The organism is Kitasatospora terrestris (assembly GCF_039542905.1).
Taxonomy (GTDB): Bacteria; Actinomycetota; Actinomycetes; order Streptomycetales; family Streptomycetaceae; genus Kitasatospora; species Kitasatospora terrestris.
In genome coordinates this window covers 2408140-2429945 of the sequence record NZ_BAABIS010000001.1, presented here as the reverse complement: position 1 = coordinate 2429945, position 21806 = coordinate 2408140, and the positions used below count along the sequence as shown (strand labels likewise).

The following is a 21806-nucleotide window of genomic DNA, read 5'->3' as shown; positions in this document are numbered from 1 at the left end:
AGTAAGCATGACCGTCCAGGACGAGACCACCGTCGAGAGTGGCATCCTCCTCACCGATGCCGCCGCGGGCAAGGTCAAGGCCCTGCTGGACCAGGAGGGCCGCGACGACCTCGCGCTGCGCGTCGCCGTGCAGCCCGGCGGCTGCTCCGGCCTGCGCTACCAGCTGTTCTTCGACGAGCGCTCGCTTGACGGCGACGTCGTCAAGGACTTCGGCGGCGTCAAGGTCGTCACCGACCGGATGAGCGCCCCCTACCTGGGCGGCGCCACGGTCGACTTCGTCGACACCATCGAGAAGCAGGGCTTCACGATCGACAACCCGAACGCCACCGGCTCCTGCGCCTGCGGCGACTCGTTCAGCTAAGCCCGAACGACCACGAGGGCGGCCCCGGTCCCACCGACCGGGGCCGCCCTCGTGGCACGTCCGGGGCCGCGGCTAGCGCGGCCCGCCCGCCGGGACCGAGGAGTTCGGCGACAGCTGCTGGCCGGAGGCCAGATCGACCACCGCGCCGCTCTTCACCGGCTTGGTCAGCGTCGCGGTCACCTGCTGCGCCTTGACCACCTGCGGGCAGGCCTGGCCGCGCGGCGCCGTCTGGGTGATCACCACCCGGACCTTCAGGATCGGGGGAGTGTCCTCCTCCACCTTCAGCCCGTACTTGTCGCAGATGCCGGCCTCGAAGAAGACCGTGATCGACGTCGGGCTGTCCAGCCGGTACCCGGTGGCGGGGATCTTCACCGCGGTCGGGTCCGGCTCGCCGACCGCGATGCCCGGCGTGGTGGGCTGCGGGGTCGGCTGCGAGGCGCTCGCCGACGGCGCGGGCGACGCGCTCGCGGACGGGCTGCCCGGCGCCGGCGAGGACGGGGCACTGCTGCTCGGAGATCCGCTCACACTCGCTCCCGCGCTCGACGCCGAACCGCCCGACCCGCTCCCGCACGCGGTCAACACGCCGGCGGCCAGCAGTGCACCCGCCATGACGGCGGCCCGGCGGCGGTTCGAGGTGGTCCTGTGCTCGTCCATGGTCTGCGTTCCTCCCGAGGGTCGTGCAGCGCGCTGCGGCGGCACTGCCCGGGTTTGACGTGCTCGGGAGGAACTCGGTTCCGTCCGGGTGCCGCGCCCGGGGTCAGCCGCCGTACTCGGCCATCCCCGCGACCACTCGGCGGGCCTCGGCCGGCACCCGTACCCCCGTCGACAGCGGCGGGTACGGCTCCGGCCGGGTCTCCGCCGGCGGCCAGAACCGGACCAGCCGGCGCGAGGAGGAGAGCAGCAGTTCGAGGGAGTCCGGGTCGGCGTCGCCGCGCGGGGTGCTCGGGATCCAACCGGCGGAGTGACTGGGCTTCATCGGTTCAACGCTCCGATCGCCGGGCCGCGGCGACGCTGCCGCGGACCTCAAGAGGGCGGGCGGAAAGGCCCCGCCGCTGTCGACCCTAGGCCGACCCGTCGCGACAGACCAGGTCTACTCGGGGGTAGTACCTGTTCGGGGCGTACCGGCCGCCCGGCCGCCGCCCTGTACCGTGGGTGAGTTGTTGCCGCAGCTCTCGGCCCCTCCGGGCCGCCCAAGGAGACCCCCGTGCGTATCGCCGTCGCCGGCTCGATCGCCACCGATCACCTCATGACCTTCCCCGGCCGGTTCGCCGATCAGCTGGTCGCCGAGCAGCTCCACACCGTCTCGCTCTCCTTCCTGGTGGACGCCCTCGACATCCGCCGCGGCGGCGTCGCCCCGAACATCGCCTTCGGCATGGGCGTGCTCGGCCTGCGCCCGATCCTGGTCGGCGCCGCCGGTGCCGACTTCGAGGAGTACCGCAGCTGGCTGGAGCGCCACGGCGTGGACTGCGACTCCGTGCACATCTCGGAGACCCGCCACACCGCGCGCTTCATGTGCACCACCGACGAGGACCACAACCAGATCGCGTCCTTCTACACCGGGGCGATGGCCGAGGCCCGGCAGATCGAGATCAAGCCGATCGCCGACCGGGTCGGCGGGCTGGACCTGGTGCTGATCGGGGCGGACGACCCGGCCGCGATGGTCCGCCACACCCAGGAGTGCCGCACCCGCGGGTTCGCCTTCGCCGCCGACCCCTCCCAGCAGCTGGCCCGCCTGGAGGGCGACGACATCCGGGAGATCGTGGACGGCGCCGCGTACCTGTTCACCAACGAGTACGAGGCCGCGCTGATCGAGACCAAGACCGGCTGGGGCGCGGAGGAGATCCTCGACCGGGTGGGCACCCGGGTCACCACGCTCGGCGCGAAGGGCGTCCGCATCCAGCGCAAGGGCGAGCCCGACATCACCGTCGGCTGCCCGGCGGAGGAGCGCAAGGCCGACCCCACCGGCGTCGGCGACGGCTTCCGCGCCGGCTTCCTCGCCGGCCTCTCCTGGGAGCTCGGCCTGGAGCGCGCCGCCCAGATCGGCTGCATGCTCGCCACCCTGGTGATCGAGACCGTCGGCACCCAGGAGTACGAGCTCCGCCGCGGCCACTTCATCGAGCGCTTCACCGCCGCCTACGGCGACACGGCAGCCGCCGAGGTCACGGCCAAGCTCGCACGGTGAGTTCACCGGGGGGCTCGGGGAACCGCGAGGCCAACCCGTGATCGGCCGACAGCGCACGTAGGGCCGTCCGCGTGGTCGGCCTCGCGGTTCCCCGAGCCCCGCTCTCAGAACGTCCGTCGAACCGTGAAGCGAGTGCCCTCCGCGCCCAAGTACTCGTGGCCCCGCATCTCGCACCAGGCCGGGATGTCCAGCCGGGCCGCCGCGTCGTCGGCCAGCACGACGACCGTGCCGCCGACCGGGACGTCCCCGATCCGCTTGGCCAGCTCGATCACCGGGACCGGGCAGCGCTTGCCCAGGGCGTCGACGACGAGGGTCCCGACCGTGGCCTCCGGCGCGGGGAGGTCGAGGCCGAGCGGGGCGCGGACGCCGGCGACGATCCCGGGCAGGACGTCGAGGAAGCGGTCGACCGCCTCCTCCGCCACCCCGAGCGGCAGCGAGACACGGACGTTGCCCTCGGTCAGGACGCCCATCGCGGCGAGCACGTGGCTCGGTGTCAGGGTGCTCGACGTGCAGGACGAGCCGGAGTTGACGGCGAAGCCGGCCCGGTCGAGCTCGCCCAGCAGCACCTCGCCGTCCACGTACAGGCAGGAGAAGGTGACCAGGTGCGGCAGTCGGTGGACGGGGTCGCCGACCACCTCCACCTCGGGCACGGAGCCCGGGACCCGGGCCCGGATCCGGTCGACCAGCGCGCGCAGCCTGGCGTCCTCGGCGGCCGCCTCGGCCCGCACCGCCCGCAGCGAGGCGGCCGCCGCGACGATCGCCGGCACGTTGACGTACCCGGGCACCCGGCCGCGCTCCCGCTCGTCGGCGGGCAGCGGCGAGGACCAGCGGACGCCCTTGCGGACGGCGAGCACCCCGACGCCCGCCGGTCCGCCCCACTTGTGCGCGCTGGCGGTCAGCAGCGACCAGCCGCCGGGCACCGCCGCCCGGCCCGCGCTCTGCGCGGCGTCGACCAGCAGCGGGACCTCGCCGAGCAGTTCGGCGGTCTCGGTGACCGGCTGCACCGTGCCCACCTCGTGGTTGGCGGACTGCAGCACCGCCAGCGCGGTGTCCGGCCGGACGGCGGCGGCGAAGGCCCCGGGCGCCACCCGGCCGTGCCGGTCCACGCCGACCGCGGTGACCGAACCGCCCTCGGCCCCGTGCCGCTCCGCGACGTGCAGGACGCTGGAGTGCTCCACCGCCGAGTGCACCAGGTGCGCTCCGCGCCGCCGGTTGCCGCGCAGCGCGCCGAGCATGCCGAGCTGGACGGCCTGGGTGCCGCTGGCGGTGAAGGAGATCTCGTCGGGCCGGGCGCCGAGCGCCTCGGCGACGGTCTCCCGGGCGGCGTCCAGCAGCATCCGGGCCTGACGGCCCGACCGGTAGAGCCGGGCCGGGTCGGCCCAGCCCTCGTCGAGCGCGGCGGTCAGCGCCTGCCGCGCGACGGGGTGGAGCGGGGCGGTTGACGCGACGTCGAAGTAGTGCACGGAACCCATCCAATCAGGCGTACCGGAAAGGCCCCGGACGGGCTCCCGACGGTCCGTCACCCGCGTGTCGCAATGGCCTCCCCCGATCGGGCGTGCGACCCTCTTACGGCTGCGATGACCTGCGACTCCACCCCTGTGGGGGCTTATCGGGTACCCGGGCGGCGCGTTAGCGGGGGCTGCTCGTGAGTGCCGCATAAGGATGGAGTAGCGTTTGGCCCGCATAAGCATTCAAACCGTGCCCGTGACCGGGTCGCCGGGGAGGACTCGACTCCCGGGGTGATGCGAGTCGCGGGCGAGACTTCGGGAAGGCGCTACGTGAGTCCCAACGGCTCCGACCGCTCGCCGCGGCGCACGATGCGGCGGAAGCTGCCTCAGGCGCTGGCACTGGGCCTCGTCATCGCGACCGCCACCGGCTGCTCGGCCAACGACCTCCCCAGGCTTGGCCTCCCGACGCCCGTCACGCAGGAAGGCCCCCTGGTCCTCCACATGTGGCAGGGCTCGTGGATCGCGGCACTGGTGGTCGGCGCACTGATGTGGGGTCTGATCCTCTGGAGCGTGATCTTCCACCGGCGCAGCCGCACCAAGGTGGAGATCCCCGCTCAGACCCGGTACAACGTGCCCATCGAGGCGCTGTACACCGCGGTCCCCCTCGTCATCGTCTCGGTGCTGTTCTACTTCGTCGCGCGCGACGAGGCCCGCCTGACCGAGGTGTCTGCCAAGCCGCAGCACACCATCAACGTGGTGGGCTTCCAGTGGAGCTGGGCGTTCAACTACGAGAACTCCGAGACTCCCGACCCGTCGAGCACGACCGCCGCGTACGACGTCGGCACCCCGCAGGACGAGCCGACGCTGTGGCTGCCGGTGAACGAGTCGGTGAAGTTCCGCCTCACCTCGCGGGACGTCATCCACGACTTCTGGCCGATCGACTTCCTGATGAAGATGGACGTCGTGCCCGGCGTGGTGAACGAGTTCGAGGTCACCCCGACCGCGCTCGGCACCTACCGCGGCAAGTGTGCGGAGCTGTGCGGTGTCGACCACTCGCGCATGCTCTTCAACGTCAAGGTCGTGACGCACGACGAGTACGAGCAGCACCTCAAGGAGCTGCGGGCCAAGGGCCAGGCCGGCGCGGTGCCTTCCGGCATCACGGGCATTGAAGGTGAGAAGTGACTATCCTCAACGAGCCCGCTGCGGCCGGCGGGGGCTCCGGGGCCGTCACGGCCGGCGCCCAGCGCGTCCGCAAGCCGGGCAACGCGATCATCAAGTGGCTGACCACCACTGACCACAAGACGATCGGCACGATGTACCTGGCGACCTCGTTCGCCTTCTTCCTGATCGGTGGCATCCTCGCCCTGGTCATGCGCGCCGAGCTGGCCCGTCCGGGGACGCAGATCCTCTCGAACGAGCAGTTCAACCAGGCGTTCACCATGCACGGCACGATCATGCTGCTGATGTTCGCGACCCCGCTCTTCGCGGGCTTCGCGAACTGGATCATGCCGCTGCAGATCGGCGCCCCCGACGTCGCCTTCCCGCGCCTGAACATGTTCGCCTACTGGCTGTACCTGTTCGGCTCGGTCATCGCGGTGGCCGGCTTCCTCACCCCGCAGGGTGCGGCGGACTTCGGCTGGTTCGCGTACTCGCCGCTGTCGGACGCGGTCCGCTCGCCGGGCGTCGGCGCCGACATGTGGATCATGGGTCTGGCCTTCTCCGGCTTCGGCACGATCCTCGGTGCGGTCAACTTCATCACCACCATCATCTGCATGCGCGCCCCCGGCATGACGATGTTCCGGATGTCGATCTTCGTCTGGAACGTCCTGCTGACCGCCGTGCTGGTGCTGCTGGCCTTCCCGGTCCTCGCCGCCGCGCTCTTCGCGCTGGAGGCCGACCGCAAGTTCGGCGCGCACGTCTTCGACCCGGCCAACGGTGGCGCCATGCTGTGGCAGCACCTGTTCTGGTTCTTCGGTCACCCCGAGGTGTACATCATCGCGCTGCCGTTCTTCGGCATCGTGTCGGAGATCGTCCCGGTCTTCAGCCGCAAGCCGATGTTCGGCTACTCCGGCCTGATCGCGGCCACCATCGCGATCGCCGGTCTGTCCGTGACGGTGTGGGCGCACCACATGTACGTCACCGGCCAGGTGCTGCTGCCGTTCTTCTCCTTCATGACCTTCCTGATCGCGGTCCCGACCGGTGTGAAGTTCTTCAACTGGGTCGGCACCATGTGGAAGGGCTCGCTCAGCTTCGAGACCCCGATGCTGTGGACGATCGGCTTCCTGGTCACCTTCCTCTTCGGTGGTCTGACCGGTGTGCTGCTGGCCTCCCCGCCGATCGACTTCCACGTCTCGGACTCGTACTTCGTCGTCGCGCACTTCCACTACGTGGTCTTCGGCACCGTCGTCTTCGCGATGTTCGCCGGCTTCCACTTCTGGTGGCCGAAGATGACCGGCAAGATGCTGGACGAGACCCTCGGCAAGATCACCTTCTGGACGCTGTTCATCGGCTTCCACACCACCTTCCTGGTGCAGCACTGGCTGGGTGCCGAGGGCATGCCGCGTCGCTACGCGGACTACCTCGCCTCGGACGGCTTCACCACGCTGAACACCATCTCGACCATCGGCTCCTTCCTGCTCGGCCTGTCGATCCTGCCGTTCCTCTACAACGTCTGGAAGACCGCCAAGTACGGGGAGAAGATCGAGGTCGACGACCCGTGGGGCTACGGCCGTTCGCTGGAGTGGGCCACCGCCTGCCCGCCGCCGCGGCACAACTTCACCACGCTGCCGCGGATCCGCTCCGAATCCCCGGCGTTCGACCTGCACCACCCGGAGATCGCGGCGCTGGACTACCTGGAGAACCACGGTGAGCCGGCCAGCCACTTCGCCGGTGTGACCCCCGCGCAGTACGACCGTCCCGAGCTGGGCAAGGGCAAGAAGGAGGGCGACGCCTGATGAAGGAGCAGGGCAAGATCTTCATGGGCTTCGCCGCCTTCATCCTGGTGATGGCGATCGTCTACGGCCTGTGGACCATGAACTCCGACACGGGTCTGGAGGCGGCCGGCACCACCGCGCTGTTCCTCGCGTTCGGCCTGTGCGCCTTCATCGGCTTCTACCTCGGCTTCACCGCCAAGCGGGTCGACACCGGTGCCGGTGACAACCCCGAGGCCGAGGTCGCGGACGACGCCGGCGAGGTCGGTTTCTTCGCTCCGCACAGCTGGCAGCCGCTGTCGCTGGCCATCGGTGGCGCCCTCGCCTTCCTGGGGGTCATCTTCGGCTGGTGGCTGCTCTACTGGTCGATCCCGATCATCCTGATCGGCCTGTACGGCTGGGTCTTCGAGTTCTACCGGGGCGAGAACCAGAACCAGTAGGTTCCCCTCGCACCACGGCGGGCCGGGCTTCCCTTCGGGGGGGCCCGGCCCGTCGCCGTTCCCCCGGAAGGATCAGTCGGAGTGCCGAACGGATGAGCCGTTCATACGCTTCGAGTCAGATCGGACCCAGGGAGGTTCCGTTGAACGGCACTCGAATAGGTCGAATAGGCACCAGCGCTCGTTCCCTCGCGGTGGCCCTGCTCGTTCTGACGCCGCTCGTGGCCTGCTCCGCGGAGAGCACGGGCGGGAACGAGACGGCGGGCACCACCTTCCACCAGGTCGACGCCGCCGGGTTGGTGCACACCTCCGCGGCCGAGCTGGTCGACCCCTCCCAGCCCTTCACCGTCACCGCCGAGCCCGGCGCCAGGATCACCGACGTCACGGTCACCGGGCCGGACGGACAGCTGGTCGCCGGAGAGCTCGCCGCCGACCAGCAGAGCTGGAAGACCACCGGCCATCTGAGGGCCGGGACCCGCTACACCGTGAAGGTCGCCGCCGACGACGGCAAGGGCGGCCGCGGCGAGACCACCGCCACCTTCACCACCCAGCAGGCGCAGGACCTGCTCACCGCCGAGCTCGGCCCGGACTCCTCCGGCAGCGGCGTCTACGGCGTCGGCCAGCCGCTCACCGTGAAGCTCTCCGAGGCGGTCAAGGACCCGGCGGCCCGCCAGGAGGTCGAACGCGGCCTCACCGTCGTCTCCCAGCCCGCCGTGACCGGCGCCTGGTACTGGGTGGACGACAAGGAACTGCACTTCCGCCCGCAGGAGTACTGGCCCGCCAACGCCACCGTGCAGCTGGCCTTCGACCGGGCCGGCGTGCGGATATCCGACGGCCTGTACGGCGGCGAGGCGCAGACCCTGTCGCTGAAGACCGGCGACCGGGTGGAGGCGGTGGTCGACGCCGCCGCGCACCAGCTGACCTACCGCCGCAACGGGCAGCTGGTGAACACCATCCCGGTGACCACCGGCAAGCCCGGCTTCTCCACCCGCAACGGCATCAAGGTGGTGCTGGGCCAGGAGGCCGACGTCCGGATGAGCGGCGAGACCATCGGCATCGCGGCGGGCAGCAGCGAGTCCTACGACCTGGACGTGAAGTGGGCGACCCGGGTCACCTGGAGCGGCGAGTACGTGCACGCCGCGCCCTGGTCGGTGGGCTCCCAGGGCAAGGACAACGTCAGCCACGGCTGCACCGGCATGTCGACCGAGAACGCGCACTGGTTCTTCCAGAACACCCGGGTGGGCGACATCGTCCAGGTGGTCAACAGCAAGGGCCACGAGATGGAGCCGTTCGGCAACGGCTTCGGCGACTGGAACGTCCCGTGGGCCGAGTGGGTGAAGCACAGCGCGCTCGGTGCACCGGTCTCCACGGCGGCGGCCACCGGGAACGGCGTGCAGAGCGCGCTGGCGCCGCAGACCTAGGAACGCTGCCGGTAGGCGACGTCCAGGGCGGTGAGCACGGACGCCTGGGCCTCCTCCAGGGAGAGGCCCAGGCGTTCGGCACGCTCGGCGTAGGCGGCGGCCGCGGCGGCGGCCAGCCGGTGCGCGGTGTCGCCGGTGGCGGCGACCAGGGTGCCGCGCCGGCCGTGGGTCTCCACCACGCCGTCCGTCTCCAGCTCGCGGTAGGCGCGGGCCACCGTGTTGGCGGCCAGCCCCAGCTGCTCGGCCAGCGCGCGGACGGTGGGCAGCTTGGTGCCGACCGGCAGCGTGCCGGTGCGGGCCTGCTCGGCGACCGCGTGGCGGATCTGCTCGTACGGGGGCGTGGGGGAGTCGTGGTCGATCGTCAACTGCATGGGGGTGGCTCCGCTCCTGGAATGCGCTGAGGGCCCCCTCGGCGAGGGGGCCCTCAGGCTGTGGCGATCAGTGGCTGATCAGTGGTGGCCGTGGCCGCTGGTGATCTCCGCGTGCTCCTCGGCGGTCGGCTTGGCGATCTGGGCGGACTCGCCGTAGAAGCCCTCGGAGAGCTTCGAGCGGGTCTTGGCCAGGACGCCGGCCTTGCGGGCGACGCCGTTCTCGTCCACCTCGGCGGGCAGCTCGATCGGCTGCGGCTGCTCGTGCGCGGTGAGCTTGAACTTGTCCTGCGCCGAGAGCTCGGCGTGGACCTCGATGAACTCACCGTGCGGCAGGCGCTTGATGATGCCCGACTCGCGGCCGTGCAGCACCTTCTCCTTGTCGCGGCGCTGGAGACCGAGGCACCAGCGCTTGGTGATCACGAACACGACCACCGGGACGACGAAGAAGCCGATGCGGACCGCGTAGGTGATGGTGTTGATCGACAGGTGCAGGTGGGTGGCGATCAGGTCGTTGCCACCACCGGCGAGCAGGATCAGGTACAGCGAGATCCAGGCGGCACCGAAGGCGGTGCGGACCGGCGCGTTGCGCGGACGGTCGGCGATGTGGTGCTCGCGCTTGTCGTTGGTGACCCACGCCTCGACGAACGGGTACAGCCAGATGACGGCCAGCACCAGCGGGAAGACCATCAGCGGGATGAACACGCCCAGGTTGAGGGTGTGGCCGCCCCAGACCGAGATCTCCCAGCCCGGCATGACGCGGATCAGGCCCTCGGAGAAGCCCATGTACCAGTCGGGCTGCGCGTCGGTGGACACCTGGTCCGGACGGTACGGGCCGTACGCCCAGATCGGGTTGACGGTGGCGATGGCGGAGATCGCCGCGATGACACCGAACACCAGGAAGAAGAAGCCACCGGCCTTGGCCATGTAGACCGGCATCAGCGGCATGCCGACGACGTTCTTCTCGGTCCGGCCGGGACCCGCGAACTGGGTGTGCTTGTGGTAGAAGACCAGGATCAGGTGCGCCACCAGCAGGCCCAGCATGATGCCCGGGATGAGCAGCACGTGGATGGTGAAGAACCGCGGCACGATGTCGGTGCCGGGGAACTGGCCGCCGTACAGGAACATCGCCAGGTAGCTGCCGACGATCGGCACCGCCAGGATCGCGCCCTCCATGAAGCGGATACCCGTACCGGAGAGCAGGTCGTCCGGGAGCGAGTAGCCCATGAAGCCGTCGAACATGCCGAGGAAGAGCAGACCGGCGCCGAAGAGCCAGTTGATCTCGCGCGGCTTGCGGAACGCGCCGGTGAAGAACACGCGCATCATGTGCACGAGCATCGCGGCGACGAACACGATCGCGGCCCAGTGATGGATCTGACGGATCAGCAGACCACCGCGGACCTCGAACGAGATGTTCATGGTCGAGGCGTACGCCTCGGACATCCGGATGCCGTTCAGCGGCACGTACGAGCCGTGGTACACGGTCTCGGCCATGCTGGGCTTGAAGAACAGCGTCAGGTAGACGCCCGTGAGGATGATGATGATGAAGGTGTAGAGGCAGATCTCACCGAGCATGAAGGACCAGTGGTCCGGGAAGATCTTGCGCAGGTTGGACTTGGCCAGGGTGTAGATGCCCAGGCGGCCGTCCACCCAGTCCGCGGCCGACTCGACCTTGTTCGCGGGCTTGGCGCGGGTACTGCTCGGCTTGGTTGCACCGGTGCTGGTGCCGCTTGCGCTGCTCATCGCGGACGCTCCCAGTAGCTCGGGCCGACGGGCTCGTCGAAGTCGCCGGTGGCGACCAGGTAGCCCTGCTCATCGGTGGTGATCTTCAGCTGCGGCAGCGGGTGGCCGGCCGGGCCGAAGATGACGCGAGCGCCGTCCGCCAGGTCGAAGGTCGACTGGTGGCAGGGGCAGAGCGCGTGGTGGGTCTGCTGCTCGTACAGCGAGATCGGGCAACCGACGTGGGTGCAGATCTTCGAGTAGGCCAGGATGCCCTCGAAGCCCAGCTCACGGGACTGGTTGTCCTTGATGTCCTCCGGGGCGATCCGGACGAGCATCAGCGCGTCCTTGGCGATCTGCACCTGGAAGTCCTCGGCGTCCTCCTCCAGGCCCTCGGGCTTGGCGAAGGTGAGGGACCCTTGGATGATGTCCTCGGCCTTCATCGGCTTGTTGGTGTTCATGTTCACCAGCGCGATGGGGTTCTGCGGGGTCGCCTTGTCCCAGCCGGTGTGCGCGAGCTTCTGCTCCGGCAGCGGGCCCAGGTCGCGCAGCAGCACGACACCGGAGAGCGGCACCAGGGCCATCGAGCCGATCAGCGTGTTGCGGAGCATCTTGCGGCGGCCGAAGCCGGACTCCGCGGCACCCGTCTTGAATTGCTCGATGACGTCCGCGCGCAGCTCGTCGTCGGCCTCGATCGGGTGGCGCTCGGCGGGCAGCTCGTGGTCCGACATCAGCGTGCGGGCCCAGTGGACTGCGCCCGCGCCGATGCAGAACAGCGCCACGCCGAGGGTCAGGCCCAGGGCGAAGTTGAGCGAGCTGACGTGGCCGATCGGGAAGATGTAGACGATCTCGTCGATCGGGAAGACCACGTACGAGGCGATGAAGCCGATGGTGGCCAGCATCGACACGATGAAGAGCAGGGAGACCTGGCGCTCGGCGCGCTTGGCGGCCCGCTCGTCGATGTCGGTGCGACGCGGCTCGTGGGCCGGCAGGCCCGGGTCGGCGAACGGGTCCCCGTGGGTGGCGACCGCGCCGTGGGAGGCGTCGTGCGCCTCGGGCATGTTGTCGGAAGTGTCGTGGCTCATGACTTCTTGGCCTTGGTGGTGTGGGCGGCGACCCAGATCGCGACGACGATGAGGAGGCCGAGACCGAAGATCCAGCCGAACAGGCCCTCGGTCACCGGACCGAGGCTGCCCAGGGTCAGACCGCCGGGGTTGGGCTCGTCATTGGTCGTGTGGCGGACGAAGGCCACGATCTGGCGCTTCTGCTCCTCCGGCATGGTGGTGTCGGGGAACGACGGCATGTTCTGCGGGCCGGTCTGCATGGCCTCGTAGATGTGCTTCGGGTCGACACCCTCCAGCGAGGGGGCGTACTTGCCGTTGGTCAGGGCTCCACCCTGACCGGCGAAGTTGTGGCACTGCGCGCAGTTGGTGCGGAACAGCTCGCCACCCTTGGAGATCTCCTCACCGGCCACGGCCGGGTCGGTGGAGGGCGTGTACGCCTCCTCCTTGGGGACGACCGGGCCGGGGCCGAGCGAGGCCACGAAGGCGGCCAGCTGGTCGATCTCGGTCTGCGAGTAGATGACCTTCTTGCGCGGGACCTGGGCACCCGGCTGCTGCGCGGGCATGCGGCCGGTGCCGACCTGGAAGTCGACCGCGGCGGAGCCGACGCCGACCAGGCTCGGACCGTCGGAGGAGCCCTGGCCGTTCAGGCCGTGGCAGGAGGAGCAGCCCACGGCGAAGAGCTTCTTGCCCTCGTCGATCGCGAGCGACTGCGCGGAGGTGTCGGCCTGCGCCTTCTCGGCGGGCGCGAACGCGGCGTACAGCCCCCCGGTGGCCGCCAGGGCGAGAAGTAGGACGACCAGCGCTGCCAGTGGGTGGCGCCGTCGTGCGGAGAGCTTTTTCACGGAATAACCCCGGTGTCAGGATCGGTCGACAGCCGGCCCGCCCCGACGTCCCGGCGGCTGAGACCGGGTCAGGGGCGTGGTCGGCTGGTTACTTGATCAGGTAGATGGTCGCGAACAGGCCGATCCACACGACGTCGACGAAGTGCCAGTAGTACGACACCACGATCGCGGCGGTGGCCTGCTCGTGCGTGAAGCGCCGCGCCGCGTAGGTCCGTCCGAGGACCAGCAGGAAGGCGATCAGACCACCCGTCACGTGCATACCGTGGAAGCCGGTGGTCAGGTAGAAGACCGTGCCGTACGGGTCCGAGGACAGCGACAGGCCGTCCTTCTTGACCAGCTCGGTGTACTCGAAGATCTGCCCGCCGATGAAGATCGCGCCCATCACGAAGGTGATGTAGAACCACGAGCGGAGCTTCTTCACGTCGCCGCGCTCGGCGGCGAAGACGCCCATCTGGCAGGTCAGGGACGAGAGCACCAGGATGATGGTGTTCGTCAGGGAGAACGGCACGTTGAGGGCTTCGGCCTTCTCGTGCCAGTACTCTGCGCCCTTGACGGAGCGGAGGGTGAAGTACATCGCGAACAGGGCCGCGAAGAACATCAGCTCCGAGCTCAGCCAGACGATGGTTCCCACGCTGACCAGGTTCGGCCGGTTGACCGCTCCGTGCGCGTGTCCGGTTTCTGTTGCTGTTGCTGTCGCCACGACGGACATTATGTCGGTCCCTTATTCCGTCTTCACGCCGGGGGGTCTCCCTCGGAGTGTCCGGTGCGTGCGGTATGCCCACCTGGGGCTCCGTCCGTTTTCTGATGGTTGTTCGGTCTGGCGGTGGCGGCGTCCCCCGGGCGGGTGACCGGCGGGCGTGGCGCGTTGAAGGAGATCGCGTCAGGGGCTCACGGGCGGGGGTGCGCGGGAGTAGCATCCGCAGTGAACGTGGTCCGGATCACACTGGGCCGTTCGGAGCGGCACATATAAGAGGACGAGCACCCGGGAGCAGGGCCCATGGCGCACACGACCGACGAGACGCTCACCGTTCTCGTCTACAGCGACGACCGCAACACCCGTGAGCAGGTCACCCTGGCGCTGGGCCGCAGGCCCGCCGCGGACCTCCCCGCGATCGAGTACCTGGAGTGCGCCACCACCCCGGCCGTGCTGAAGGCGCTGGAGCGCGGCGGCGTCGACCTCTGCGTGCTGGACGGCGAGGCCGTGCCGGCCGGCGGGCTCGGACTCACCCGGCAGCTCAAGGACGAGATCTACGGCTGCCCGCCGGTGCTGGTGCTGATCGGCCGCCCGCAGGACTCCTGGCTGGCCGCCTGGAGCCGGGCCGACGCCGCCGTCTCGCACCCGGTCGACCCGGTGGCGCTGGCCTCGGCGGCCACCACGCTGCTGACCGCCCGCGTGGCCCGCCGGACGCCCGCGCACCACTGACGGTCGGACCTGTCTCACCTGGAGAGATGCGGGTCGGGAACGGCCCGCATCGCTCCCGCCGCTCTCGCTAGGCTGGCTCACATCCTTCCGGCGGCCTTCCGCCGGTACCGAGACGAGCTGGAGACGGCCATGGTGAACGTGCACTCTGCGAACGGCGGTAGCGACCCCGCGCAGGTGGTCCGCACCTGGCCGGACGTCCTGTCGGTCCTGCTCCGCGGCGAGGACCTCGGCCGGGCGGACACCGCCTGGGCGATGGACCGCATCATGAGCGGCGAGGCCAGCCCCGCCCAGGTGGCCGGCTTCATGGTCGCGCTGCGGGCCAAGGGCGAGACCGTCGAGGAGGTCTCCGGTCTGGTCGAGTCGATGTACGCGCACGCCGAGCCGCTGCACATCCCCGGCCCCGCGGTGGACATCGTCGGCACCGGCGGCGACCGGGCGAAGACCGTCAACATCTCCACCATGTCGGCGGTGGTCGCGGCCGCCGCCGGCGCCAAGGTGGTCAAGCACGGCAACCGGGCCGCCTCGTCCGCCAGCGGCGCGACCGACGTGCTGGAGAAGCTGGGGATCAGCCCCGACGTCAGCACCCGCCGGGTCGCCGAGATCGCCGAGGAGGTCGGGCTGACCTTCTGCTTCGCGGCCCGCTTCCACCCGGCGATGCGGCACGCCGCCCCGGCCCGACGGGACCTCGGGGTGCCGACCGCGTTCAACATCCTCGGCCCGCTGACCAACCCCGCCCGGGTCACCGCACACGCGATCGGCTGCTTCGACACCCGGCTGGCCGGGCTGATCGCCGGCGTGCTCGCCGCCCGCGGTGCGAGCGCACTGGTGTTCCGGGGTGACGACGGGCTCGACGAGCTGACGATCTCCACCACCTCGCACGTCTGGGTGGTGCGGGGCGGCGCGGTCACCGAGACGCAGTTCGACCCGCGCGAGGTCGGGATCGACCTGGTGGGCATCGAGGCGCTGCGCGGGGCCGACCCCGAGTACAACGCGGGCGTCGCCCGCCGGGTGTTCGCCGGCGAGCGCGGCCCGGTGCGCGACGCCGTGGTGCTGAACAGCGCGGCGGCGCTGGTCGCCCTCGACCTGACGGACGCTCCGCTGGCCGAGCAGATCGCCGCGGCGATGGAGCGCACGGTGGCCGCGATCGACTCCGGCGCGGCCGAGGCCACCCTGAAGCGCTGGGCCGAGGCGACCACCAAGTAGCCCTCGAACGACGCGTGGTCTTCGGGGGCTGCGGAGCCCCCGAAGATCATGCTATGGTCTGGCACTAGGTCATGAGTGGCAGCGACAAGCCCCAGCTTGCTGTCCGGCAACCCTCCGTCCGTGGCGGGGTGCCCTGGGTGAGGACCGGGCTTCGCGGCGATCCGTCCGCGCGGCAAGCGCGGACCACCGGTCGATGCACTCCGGGGTCCTTACCCCAGGAGGAGTGCATCCCATGGCCGTTTCCACCGAGATCTGTGCCCCCCTCGCCGTGCTCGGCCACGACGTCCAGGTGCCGCTGGCCTCCGGCGAGAAGGTCGGCTACGCCGCGCTCGACTACGCCGCCAGCGCGCCCGCCCTGCAGCGGGTCTGGGACGACATCGCCGCCTACGCCCCGTACTACGGCAGCGTGCACCGCGGCGCCGGCTACCTCTCGCAGCTGTCGACCGACCTGTTCGAGCAGAGCCGCCGCACCGTCGCCGACTTCCTCGACCTGCGCGCGGGCGACCAGGTGGTCTTCACCCGGGCGACCACCGACTCGCTGAACCTGCTTGCCGGGGTGCTGCCGGCCGGCACCCGGGTGTTCGCGTTCGAGACCGAGCACCACGCCTCCCTGCTGCCGTGGCGCCGCGAGGGCCTGACGGTGTCGTACCTGCGCGCCCCGCGCTCGCACGCCGAGGCGGTCGCCGCCCTGGACGCCGCACTGGCCGAGGCCCCCGAGGGCCCCAAGCTGTTCTGCGTCACCGGCGCCTCCAACGTCACCGGCGAGCTCTGGCCGGTCGCCGAGCTGACCCGGGTCGCGCACCGGCACGGCGCCCGGGTGGTGCTGGACGCGGCCCAGCTCGCCCCGCACCACCGGGTGTCGGTGCGGGAGCTGGACGTGGACTGGATCGCCTTCTCCGGCCACAAGCTCTACGCCCCGTTCGGTGCCGGTGTGCTGGCGGGCCGGGCGGACTGGCTGGACGCGGCCGAGCCGTACCTGGCCGGCGGCGGGGCGAGCCGGACGGTGGCGCGCGAGGTGGACGGCTCGGTCGCGGTGGAGTGGCAGCAGGGCCCGGCCCGGCACGAGGCCGGCTCGCCGAACGTGATCGGCGCCTACGCGATCGCCTCCGCCTGCCGGGCGCTGGGCGAGGCGGGCTTCGACGAGCTGGAGGCCCGCGAGCAGCAGCTGGTCGAGAAGCTGAAGAAGGGCCTGGCGGAGGTGCCCGAGGTGCGGGTGCTCAGCCTGTTCGGCGAGGACGCCGCCCGGGTCGGCGTGCTGTCGTTCGTGGTGAAGGGCTGGAACAGCTCGCACTTCTCGGCGGCGCTCTCCGCCGAGTACGGGATCGGCGTCCGCGACGGGCTGTTCTGCGCGCACCCGCTGGTGCGCACCCTGCTGGGCGGCGAGGAGGCCGCGCCGAGCGAGTGCGGGGCGCCGGAGCCGTCGCTGCCGGGCGAGCGGAGCCTGAACGCGATCCGGGTGAGCTTCGGCGCGGGCACCCCCGAGGAGCACGTGGACCGCTTCCTGGCGGCCGTCCGCGAGCTGGTCGCGGACGGCGCCAAGTGGACCTACCGCAACGAGGACGGCCGCTGCGTGGCCGACACCTCGGGCAGGTGAGCCCGGGCTACTCGTCCAGGCCGAGCGCGAAGGCCGCCTCGAGGTCGTGCTGCGAGTAGGTGCGGAAGGCGATCTGGGTCTCGGTGTGCGTGACGCCGGGCACCTTGTTCACCTGACCGGGGATCACCTCGGCGAGGTCCTCGTGACGGCGCACCCGCACCATGGCGACCAGGTCGTAGGAGCCGGTCACCGAGTAGACCTCGCTGACCCCGTCGATCGCGGCGACGGCCTCGGCGATCTCGGGGATCCGGTCGACGCTGGTCTTGATGAGGACGATCGCAGTGATCACTCTGGCGCTCCTGTAAACGGGGGTGCGGCCAGCGTATCGGCCGCCCCGTCGCCGCGTCTCCCGGTCGGCGGGCGGGCGGCGGGCGGGCCCGCGGTCCGCGGGCAGGCGGCCCAGGTGAACAGCCAGCCGGCGGTGAAGCCGATGACGTGCACCAGGTACGCGACGCCCGAGCCGCCGTCGCGCACCGACCACCACTGCAGGGCGAACCACAGGCCGAGCACCAGCCAGGCGGGGAAGCGCAGCGGCAGGAAGAGCAGCACCGGCACCAGCGCGGTCACCCGCGCCCTCGGGTACAGCCGCAGGTAGGCGCCGAGCACCCCGGCGATCGCGCCGGAGGCGCCGACCAGTGCCCGGACCGCGTCCGGGGTGCGGGCCTCGGCCAGCGCGAAGCCGTACGTGGCGAGGTAGCCGATCGCCAGGTAGCAGAGCAGGAAACGGGCCCGGCCCAGCCTGCGCTCCACCCCGGGGCCGAAGACGAAGAGGAAGAGCAGGTTGCCCAGCAGGTGCAGCCAGCCCGCGTGCACGAACAGCGAGGTCAGCACCGAGAGCGCGGGCACCTTCCCCGGGGTGGGGGAGAGCACGCAGTCCGGGGTGACCGGGGCGACCTGCCGGAGGCGCTCGGCGGAGAGCGGCCGACGGTCGATCAGTTCGGCGGGGACGGCCCCCCAGCGGTGCTCGTAGCGCTGCTCGGCGCACAGCCGGGCGGCCCCGGTGCCGTACAGCGGATTGACGCCGCTCGGACCGAGCAGCAGCACCAGCGCCGAGACGGCGATCAGCGCGTACGTGACCACGGGGGCCGGGCCCGGCCCGGTAGCGGGCGGAGCGGCCCGGTCGAGGACGGGGAGCACCATGCCGGGGAGCATTCCTCGGGGCCGCCCCGGCGACACCGGGGGTGCTGCGGACGGGTGAAGTGTCCGCGCCGTGGACCGGTTCCCGGGCGCGTCGGCGCAGGCAATAGGCTTGGAAGTCCGAGCCGGAACCCGCCGAGAGGACCCCTGGTGACCATCGCCGCGCCGACTGACGAGACCCGCTGGCGCTGCACGCTGTGCGGCAACCTGACCCGTTTCGACGTGACCCGCTCCTCCCGGGTGATCGACTTCGTGCACTTCGACCTGTCCGGCGACTCCAAGGTCGAGGAGACCGAGGTGCTGGCCGAGACCATCGAGTCGGTGCGCTGCCGCTGGTGCAACGCGGTGGACCAGGTCGAGCTGGTGGCCCGTCCGGGTGCCGAGGAGGCTGCCGCCGAGGGCGAGCAGCAGGCCTGACGCACGTCGCCCGCCCCGCGTCCCGCCCCCGTCCGGGGTGGGCCGCGGGGCGGACTCGTCGCGGGGGTGCTGTCGGTGCGGCAGGGTAGACGGGACAATTGCAGGGAGCGGTGAGTTCCAGGGCGTCGGCAACCGGCCGACCGGCACCGCCCAGTGATCAGGATCGGAGCCGACGACGTGGTGGAGGCAGCGAGCGGGCCGGCGGAGGGTTCCGGGCCCGCCGAGGAGCCGGCCGAGGTGCTGGACCGGCCGCTGCCCGAGGGGGTGCGGCGCCGGGTGGTCGGGATCGCCGCGGACGCCCTCGGCGCCATCCCGCCGGCCGAGCTGCCCGCCTCGCTGCGCCAGTACGCCAAGTTCACGCCGGCCCGCCGGGCCAAGTACGCGGCGACCGCGCTGGCCGCGGCGTTGGAGGCCGAGCCGGCCTTCCGGCTGCGGATAGCCGAACGGCTGCGGCTCGGCCAGCCCGATCTGGTGAAGTCGCTGGAGGCCGGGTCGGTGCCCTCGGCCGCCGACCCGATGGACGTGGCGGCCGCCGCCTACCTGCTGCGCACGCCCGGCTGGACCCGGGTGGTCGCGGAGGCCGGCGAGGAGGCCGAGCGGGTCGACGCCGAGGGCGCGGCCGCCGAGGCCGGCCGCCTGGTGGAGAAGCTCCAGGCGGAGCTGGCCGAGGCGCGCGGCGCGGCCCGGGCCGAGCAGGAGCGCCAACGGGCGGACGCCGAGGGGGTGCGCCGCGAGGTGGAGTCGCTGCGCAAGCGGGTGCGGACGCTGGAGAGCGACACCCGGCGGGCGCAGGCGGAGGCCCGCAAGCTGCAGGCGGAGCTGGACGCGGCGCGGACCGCGGCGGCGACCGAGCGGAGCACCGCGGAGTCCGAGGCGCGCCGGCTGCGGCACCGGGTCTCCGAGCTGGAGGCGGCGGTGGAGGCCGGCCGCCGCTCGGCCCGCGAGGGCCGCTCGGTGGAGGACATGCGGCTGCGGCTGCTGCTGGACACGGTGCTGCAGTCGGCGCAGGGCCTGCAGCGGGAGCTGGCGCTGCCGGTCGCGCAGATCCGGCCGGCCGACCTGGTGGAGGCGGTGGTCCCGGGCTCGGCCTCGCCGAACGACGTGGCCCGCCGGGGCCTGGCGGAGGACGACCCGGCGCTGCTGGACCAGCTGCTGGCCATCCCTCAGGTGCACCTGGTGGTGGACGGCTACAACGTGACCAAGACCGGCTATCCGACGCTGCCGCTGGAGCAGCAGCGGCTGCGGCTGCTGGGCGGGCTGGCGATGCTGGCCCAGCGCACCCAGGCCGAGGTGACCTGCGTCTTCGACGGGCAGGACCTGGACGTGCCGGTGATCATGGCGCCGCCGCGCGGGGTGCGGGTGCGGTTCAGCCGGACCGGGGAGACCGCGGACGAGCTGATCCGCCGGCTGGTGCGGGCCGAGCCGGAGGGCCGTCCGGTGGTGGTGGTCTCGGCCGACCGGGAGGTGGCGGACGGGGTCCGCAAGGCCGGTGCCCGGCCGGTCGCCTCGGTGCTGCTGCTGAATCGGTTGTCCCGGAGCTGAGCCGGGCTCAGGCGCTCCGTCGGTGCTGGTCGGGGCGCCCGGGTGGCCGCGATGTGTCGATCGCGTGAAGCCCGCCCGGGTTGGGAAGTTCGTGGGGGTGGGGGAGTGGCGCGGGAGCGCCGAGTTCACTAGGGTCTGGCGTCAAACCTATTTTCCGGACTATCGCCCGAACGGGTGAGTCCAGCTGGAAGAAGGAGCTACACCCTTGGCCTCCCACCGCCGTCCCAAGCAGCCGAGCCGTGCGCGGGTCTCCGTGCTCACCGCTGCCGCCGCGACCGCGGTCGCCCTGTCGGCCCAGGTGAGCGCGCACGCCGCGCCCGCCCAGCCGAACAAGGACGAGGTGAAGGCCCAGGTCGACAAGCTCCTCGAGGAGCAGGAGCAGGCGGCCGAGAAGTACAACGGCGCCAAGGAGCGGGCCGACCAGCTGCACAAGCAGGCCGACCAGCTGCAGGACCAGATCGCCCGCAGCCAGGCCCAGATGACCGACCTGGCCGGCGGCCTGGCGGCGGTCGCGGCCGACGAGTACCGCACCGGCGGCGTCGACCCGTCGATGCAGCTGATGCTCTCCACCGACCCGGACAAGTACCTGGCGCAGGCCTCCAGCTTCGAGCAGGCCGCCAACACCCAGGCCGACACCCTCCGGTCGCTCAAGGACCAGCAGCGCCGGCTGGACCAGCAGAAGCAGGAGGCCGCGGCCGTCCTCGCCGAGCTGGACAGCTCCACCCAGGCGCTGAACGACGCGAAGAACCAGGTCCAGGAGAAGCTGAAGGAGGCCCAGAAGCTGCTGAGCAAGCTCAGCGCCGCGGACCGGGCCGCTATCCTCGGCGGCGGTGCCGCCGCCTCCCGCAGCGACTCCCGCTACGACCTCTCCAGCCTGCCGCAGCCCGGCGGCTACGCCGGTGTCGCGGTCAACGCGGCGATGGGCAAGCGCGGTTCGGCGTACGTCTGGGGCGCCACCGGCCCGAGCACCTTCGACTGCTCCGGCCTGATGGTCTGGGCGTACAAGCAGGCCGGGGTCTCGCTGCCGCGCACCTCGCAGTCCCAGGCCTCGGTCGGCACCGGGGTGCCGCTGTCCGCCGCCCAGCCGGGCGACCTGGTCATCTACTACGGCGACGCCCACCACGTGGGCATGTACATCGGCAACGGCCTGGTGGTCCACGCGCCGCGCACCGGCGACGTGGTGAAGGTGATGGCCGTCGACACCCTCCCGATCAAGACCATTCGTCGGGTCTGACCGTTTCGCCCGGCTCCTGACGGGCCGTGACACGCCCGGACGCGTCGAGATCGCCCTGTGATCTGCGACACGTCCGGGCTTCGTGTTTTCCAGGCTTATGATGCGAATAAATCAGCGGTCGGTAACTGCGTGATCACAAGCGGTCATATTTGAAATCGAAATTGAGCCTCTTTCAGATTTTTTTCTGACAAGGATTTGAACGGATCACGGTTGGGTTACTAGGGTCATGCCTCGACCGCCGTGAAGTCGATCGCCCAGCCCGGGCGACGGCGGTGGTCGCCGCCGAGTCCGTGAAGCAGCGGGGCAGCTGGTCTGCCGCGGGGAAGCCCTTGCGGGGGTGCTGTGGAACGGAGCCGGGGAACCACCAGTTCCTCCGGGGTGAATCGGCGCCAGGACGGCCGCGCGAGCGGGCGGGGAGGCGTCGTAGGGCAGCTCTTCGCCCGAACCCGTCAGCTCACCTGGTAGGCGGTGTGAGGAGAAGGAG

General features: G+C 71.2%; 22 protein-coding genes and 2 riboswitches. Of the genes, 12 read left to right on the top strand and 10 right to left on the bottom strand.

What is annotated here, in order from left to right; genetic code table 11:
* The first annotated feature begins 7 nt into the window (after window positions 1-7).
* Window positions 8-361 (top strand): HesB/IscA family protein, encoded by a 354-nt coding sequence (locus tag ABEB06_RS11210; protein ID WP_253799021.1) that lies wholly within the window; start codon window positions 8-10, stop codon window positions 359-361.
* 72 nt (window positions 362-433) lie between these two features.
* Here ABEB06_RS11210 and ABEB06_RS11205 read toward each other — a convergent pair whose 3' ends face one another.
* Together ABEB06_RS11205 and ABEB06_RS11200 are read right to left on the bottom strand one after the other, a co-directional pair.
* On the bottom strand, window positions 434-1015 hold the full coding sequence (locus tag ABEB06_RS11205; protein ID WP_345696684.1) for a hypothetical protein: 582 nt from the start codon (window positions 1013-1015) through the stop codon (window positions 434-436).
* 103 nt (window positions 1016-1118) lie between these two features.
* Window positions 1119-1337, bottom strand: a complete 219-nt coding sequence (locus ABEB06_RS11200) for a hypothetical protein (RefSeq protein ID WP_345696683.1) — start codon at window positions 1335-1337, stop codon at window positions 1119-1121.
* 228 nt (window positions 1338-1565) lie between these two features.
* Here ABEB06_RS11200 and ABEB06_RS11195 point away from each other — a divergent pair, with 228 nt between their 5' ends.
* Complete coding sequence (locus ABEB06_RS11195; RefSeq protein ID WP_345696682.1) at window positions 1566-2543, top strand: carbohydrate kinase family protein; 978 nt, start codon at window positions 1566-1568, stop codon at window positions 2541-2543.
* 104 nt (window positions 2544-2647) lie between these two features.
* Here ABEB06_RS11195 and ABEB06_RS11190 read toward each other — a convergent pair whose 3' ends face one another.
* Window positions 2648-4015, bottom strand: coding sequence for a cysteine desulfurase/sulfurtransferase TusA family protein (locus tag ABEB06_RS11190; protein ID WP_425559610.1), 1368 nt, complete (start codon window positions 4013-4015; stop codon window positions 2648-2650).
* 306 nt (window positions 4016-4321) lie between these two features.
* On the opposite strand from ABEB06_RS11190, the gene ctaC reads away from it, so the two are divergent.
* From ctaC to ABEB06_RS11170, 4 genes are all read left to right on the top strand, one after another.
* Window positions 4322-5173 carry an aa3-type cytochrome oxidase subunit II gene (gene ctaC, locus ABEB06_RS11185; RefSeq protein ID WP_345696681.1) on the top strand — a complete coding sequence of 284 codons (852 nt, stop codon included), beginning with the start codon at window positions 4322-4324 and terminating at the stop codon, window positions 5171-5173.
* Window positions 5170-6945 (top strand): aa3-type cytochrome oxidase subunit I, encoded by a 1776-nt coding sequence (gene ctaD, locus ABEB06_RS11180; RefSeq protein ID WP_425559609.1) that lies wholly within the window; start codon window positions 5170-5172, stop codon window positions 6943-6945. Before ctaC ends, ctaD begins: the two co-directional genes overlap by 4 nt.
* A complete protein-coding gene (locus ABEB06_RS11175; protein WP_345696680.1) occupies window positions 6945-7361 on the top strand; it encodes a cytochrome c oxidase subunit 4 in 417 nt (138 codons plus the stop codon). The genes ctaD and ABEB06_RS11175 overlap by 1 nt, the downstream gene beginning before the upstream one ends.
* Before the next feature lie 197 nt (window positions 7362-7558).
* Window positions 7559-8779 (top strand): L,D-transpeptidase, encoded by a 1221-nt coding sequence (locus tag ABEB06_RS11170; protein ID WP_425559769.1) that lies wholly within the window; start codon window positions 7559-7561, stop codon window positions 8777-8779.
* Here the strand turns inward: ABEB06_RS11170 and ABEB06_RS11165 are convergent.
* From ABEB06_RS11165 to ctaE, 5 genes are all read right to left on the bottom strand, one after another.
* The gene (locus ABEB06_RS11165) at window positions 8776-9150 is read right to left on the bottom strand and encodes a GntR family transcriptional regulator (RefSeq protein ID WP_345696678.1); all 375 of its coding nucleotides are present in this window, start codon (window positions 9148-9150) and stop codon (window positions 8776-8778) included. The genes ABEB06_RS11170 and ABEB06_RS11165 overlap by 4 nt on opposite strands.
* 78 nt (window positions 9151-9228) lie before the next feature.
* The gene (gene qcrB / locus ABEB06_RS11160; protein ID WP_345696677.1) at window positions 9229-10890 is read right to left on the bottom strand and encodes a cytochrome bc1 complex cytochrome b subunit; all 1662 of its coding nucleotides are present in this window, start codon (window positions 10888-10890) and stop codon (window positions 9229-9231) included.
* The gene (gene qcrA / locus ABEB06_RS11155; protein ID WP_345696676.1) at window positions 10887-11951 is read right to left on the bottom strand and encodes a cytochrome bc1 complex Rieske iron-sulfur subunit; all 1065 of its coding nucleotides are present in this window, start codon (window positions 11949-11951) and stop codon (window positions 10887-10889) included. The genes qcrB and qcrA overlap by 4 nt, the downstream gene beginning before the upstream one ends.
* Window positions 11948-12772 (bottom strand): cytochrome bc1 complex diheme cytochrome c subunit, encoded by an 825-nt coding sequence (gene qcrC / locus ABEB06_RS11150; protein ID WP_345696675.1) that lies wholly within the window; start codon window positions 12770-12772, stop codon window positions 11948-11950. The genes qcrA and qcrC overlap by 4 nt, the downstream gene beginning before the upstream one ends.
* 88 nt (window positions 12773-12860) lie before the next feature.
* Window positions 12861-13481 (bottom strand): aa3-type cytochrome oxidase subunit III, encoded by a 621-nt coding sequence (ctaE, locus tag ABEB06_RS11145; protein ID WP_345696674.1) that lies wholly within the window; start codon window positions 13479-13481, stop codon window positions 12861-12863.
* Between the two features lie 288 nt (window positions 13482-13769).
* On the opposite strand from ctaE, the gene ABEB06_RS11140 reads away from it, so the two are divergent.
* The 3 genes from ABEB06_RS11140 (at window position 13770) to ABEB06_RS11130 (ending at window position 16992) form a co-directional block, all read left to right on the top strand.
* Window positions 13770-14195 (top strand): response regulator, encoded by a 426-nt coding sequence (locus ABEB06_RS11140; protein WP_345696673.1) that lies wholly within the window; start codon window positions 13770-13772, stop codon window positions 14193-14195.
* 129 nt (window positions 14196-14324) lie between these two features.
* A complete protein-coding gene (trpD, locus tag ABEB06_RS11135; RefSeq protein ID WP_345696672.1) occupies window positions 14325-15398 on the top strand; it encodes an anthranilate phosphoribosyltransferase in 1074 nt (357 codons plus the stop codon).
* A gap of 67 nt (window positions 15399-15465) precedes the next feature.
* A riboswitch (SAM riboswitch) is annotated at window positions 15466-15583 on the top strand.
* 47 nt (window positions 15584-15630) lie between these two features.
* A complete protein-coding gene (locus tag ABEB06_RS11130; RefSeq protein ID WP_345696671.1) occupies window positions 15631-16992 on the top strand; it encodes an aminotransferase class V-fold PLP-dependent enzyme in 1362 nt (453 codons plus the stop codon).
* A gap of 7 nt (window positions 16993-16999) precedes the next feature.
* Here ABEB06_RS11130 and ABEB06_RS11125 read toward each other — a convergent pair whose 3' ends face one another.
* Window positions 17000-17281 (bottom strand): Lrp/AsnC family transcriptional regulator, encoded by a 282-nt coding sequence (locus ABEB06_RS11125; RefSeq protein ID WP_345696670.1) that lies wholly within the window; start codon window positions 17279-17281, stop codon window positions 17000-17002.
* Entirely contained in the window at window positions 17278-18132 is an 855-nt protein-coding gene (locus tag ABEB06_RS11120) for a rhomboid family intramembrane serine protease (protein WP_345696669.1), read from the bottom strand. Before ABEB06_RS11120 ends, ABEB06_RS11125 begins: the two co-directional genes overlap by 4 nt.
* A gap of 147 nt (window positions 18133-18279) precedes the next feature.
* Here ABEB06_RS11120 and ABEB06_RS11115 point away from each other — a divergent pair, with 147 nt between their 5' ends.
* The 3 genes from ABEB06_RS11115 (at window position 18280) to ABEB06_RS11105 (ending at window position 21322) form a co-directional block, all read left to right on the top strand.
* The gene (locus ABEB06_RS11115) at window positions 18280-18546 is read left to right on the top strand and encodes a hypothetical protein (protein WP_345696668.1); all 267 of its coding nucleotides are present in this window, start codon (window positions 18280-18282) and stop codon (window positions 18544-18546) included.
* A 180-nt stretch (window positions 18547-18726) separates the two neighbouring features.
* A complete protein-coding gene (locus ABEB06_RS11110) occupies window positions 18727-20088 on the top strand; it encodes an NYN domain-containing protein (protein ID WP_345701809.1) in 1362 nt (453 codons plus the stop codon).
* A 205-nt stretch (window positions 20089-20293) separates the two neighbouring features.
* Complete coding sequence (locus ABEB06_RS11105; protein ID WP_345696667.1) at window positions 20294-21322, top strand: C40 family peptidase; 1029 nt, start codon at window positions 20294-20296, stop codon at window positions 21320-21322.
* A gap of 328 nt (window positions 21323-21650) precedes the next feature.
* Window positions 21651-21805: riboswitch (cyclic di-AMP (ydaO/yuaA leader) on the top strand.
* The last annotated feature ends 1 nt before the right edge of the window (window position 21806 follow it).

Excerpts from the sequence above, each read along its gene's own strand:
- ABEB06_RS11210 (WP_253799021.1), top strand. The coding sequence starts at position 8 with ATGACCGTCCAGGACGAGACCACCGTCGAGAGTGGCATCCTCCTCACC.
- ABEB06_RS11205 (WP_345696684.1), bottom strand. The coding sequence starts at position 1,015 with ATGGACGAGCACAGGACCACCTCGAACCGCCGCCGGGCCGCCGTCATG.
- ABEB06_RS11200 (WP_345696683.1), bottom strand. The coding sequence starts at position 1,337 with ATGAAGCCCAGTCACTCCGCCGGTTGGATCCCGAGCACCCCGCGCGGC.
- ABEB06_RS11190 (WP_425559610.1), bottom strand. The coding sequence starts at position 4,015 with ATGGGTTCCGTGCACTACTTCGACGTCGCGTCAACCGCCCCGCTCCAC.
- ABEB06_RS11175 (WP_345696680.1), top strand. The coding sequence starts at position 6,945 with ATGAAGGAGCAGGGCAAGATCTTCATGGGCTTCGCCGCCTTCATCCTG.
- ABEB06_RS11165 (WP_345696678.1), bottom strand. The coding sequence starts at position 9,150 with ATGCAGTTGACGATCGACCACGACTCCCCCACGCCCCCGTACGAGCAG.
- qcrB (WP_345696677.1), bottom strand. The coding sequence starts at position 10,890 with ATGAGCAGCGCAAGCGGCACCAGCACCGGTGCAACCAAGCCGAGCAGT.
- qcrA (WP_345696676.1), bottom strand. The coding sequence starts at position 11,951 with ATGAGCCACGACACTTCCGACAACATGCCCGAGGCGCACGACGCCTCC.
- ctaE (WP_345696674.1), bottom strand. The coding sequence starts at position 13,481 with ATGTCCGTCGTGGCGACAGCAACAGCAACAGAAACCGGACACGCGCAC.
- ABEB06_RS11140 (WP_345696673.1), top strand. The coding sequence starts at position 13,770 with ATGGCGCACACGACCGACGAGACGCTCACCGTTCTCGTCTACAGCGAC.
- trpD (WP_345696672.1), top strand. The coding sequence starts at position 14,325 with ATGGTGAACGTGCACTCTGCGAACGGCGGTAGCGACCCCGCGCAGGTG.
- ABEB06_RS11130 (WP_345696671.1), top strand. The coding sequence starts at position 15,631 with ATGGCCGTTTCCACCGAGATCTGTGCCCCCCTCGCCGTGCTCGGCCAC.
- ABEB06_RS11120 (WP_345696669.1), bottom strand. The coding sequence starts at position 18,132 with ATGGTGCTCCCCGTCCTCGACCGGGCCGCTCCGCCCGCTACCGGGCCG.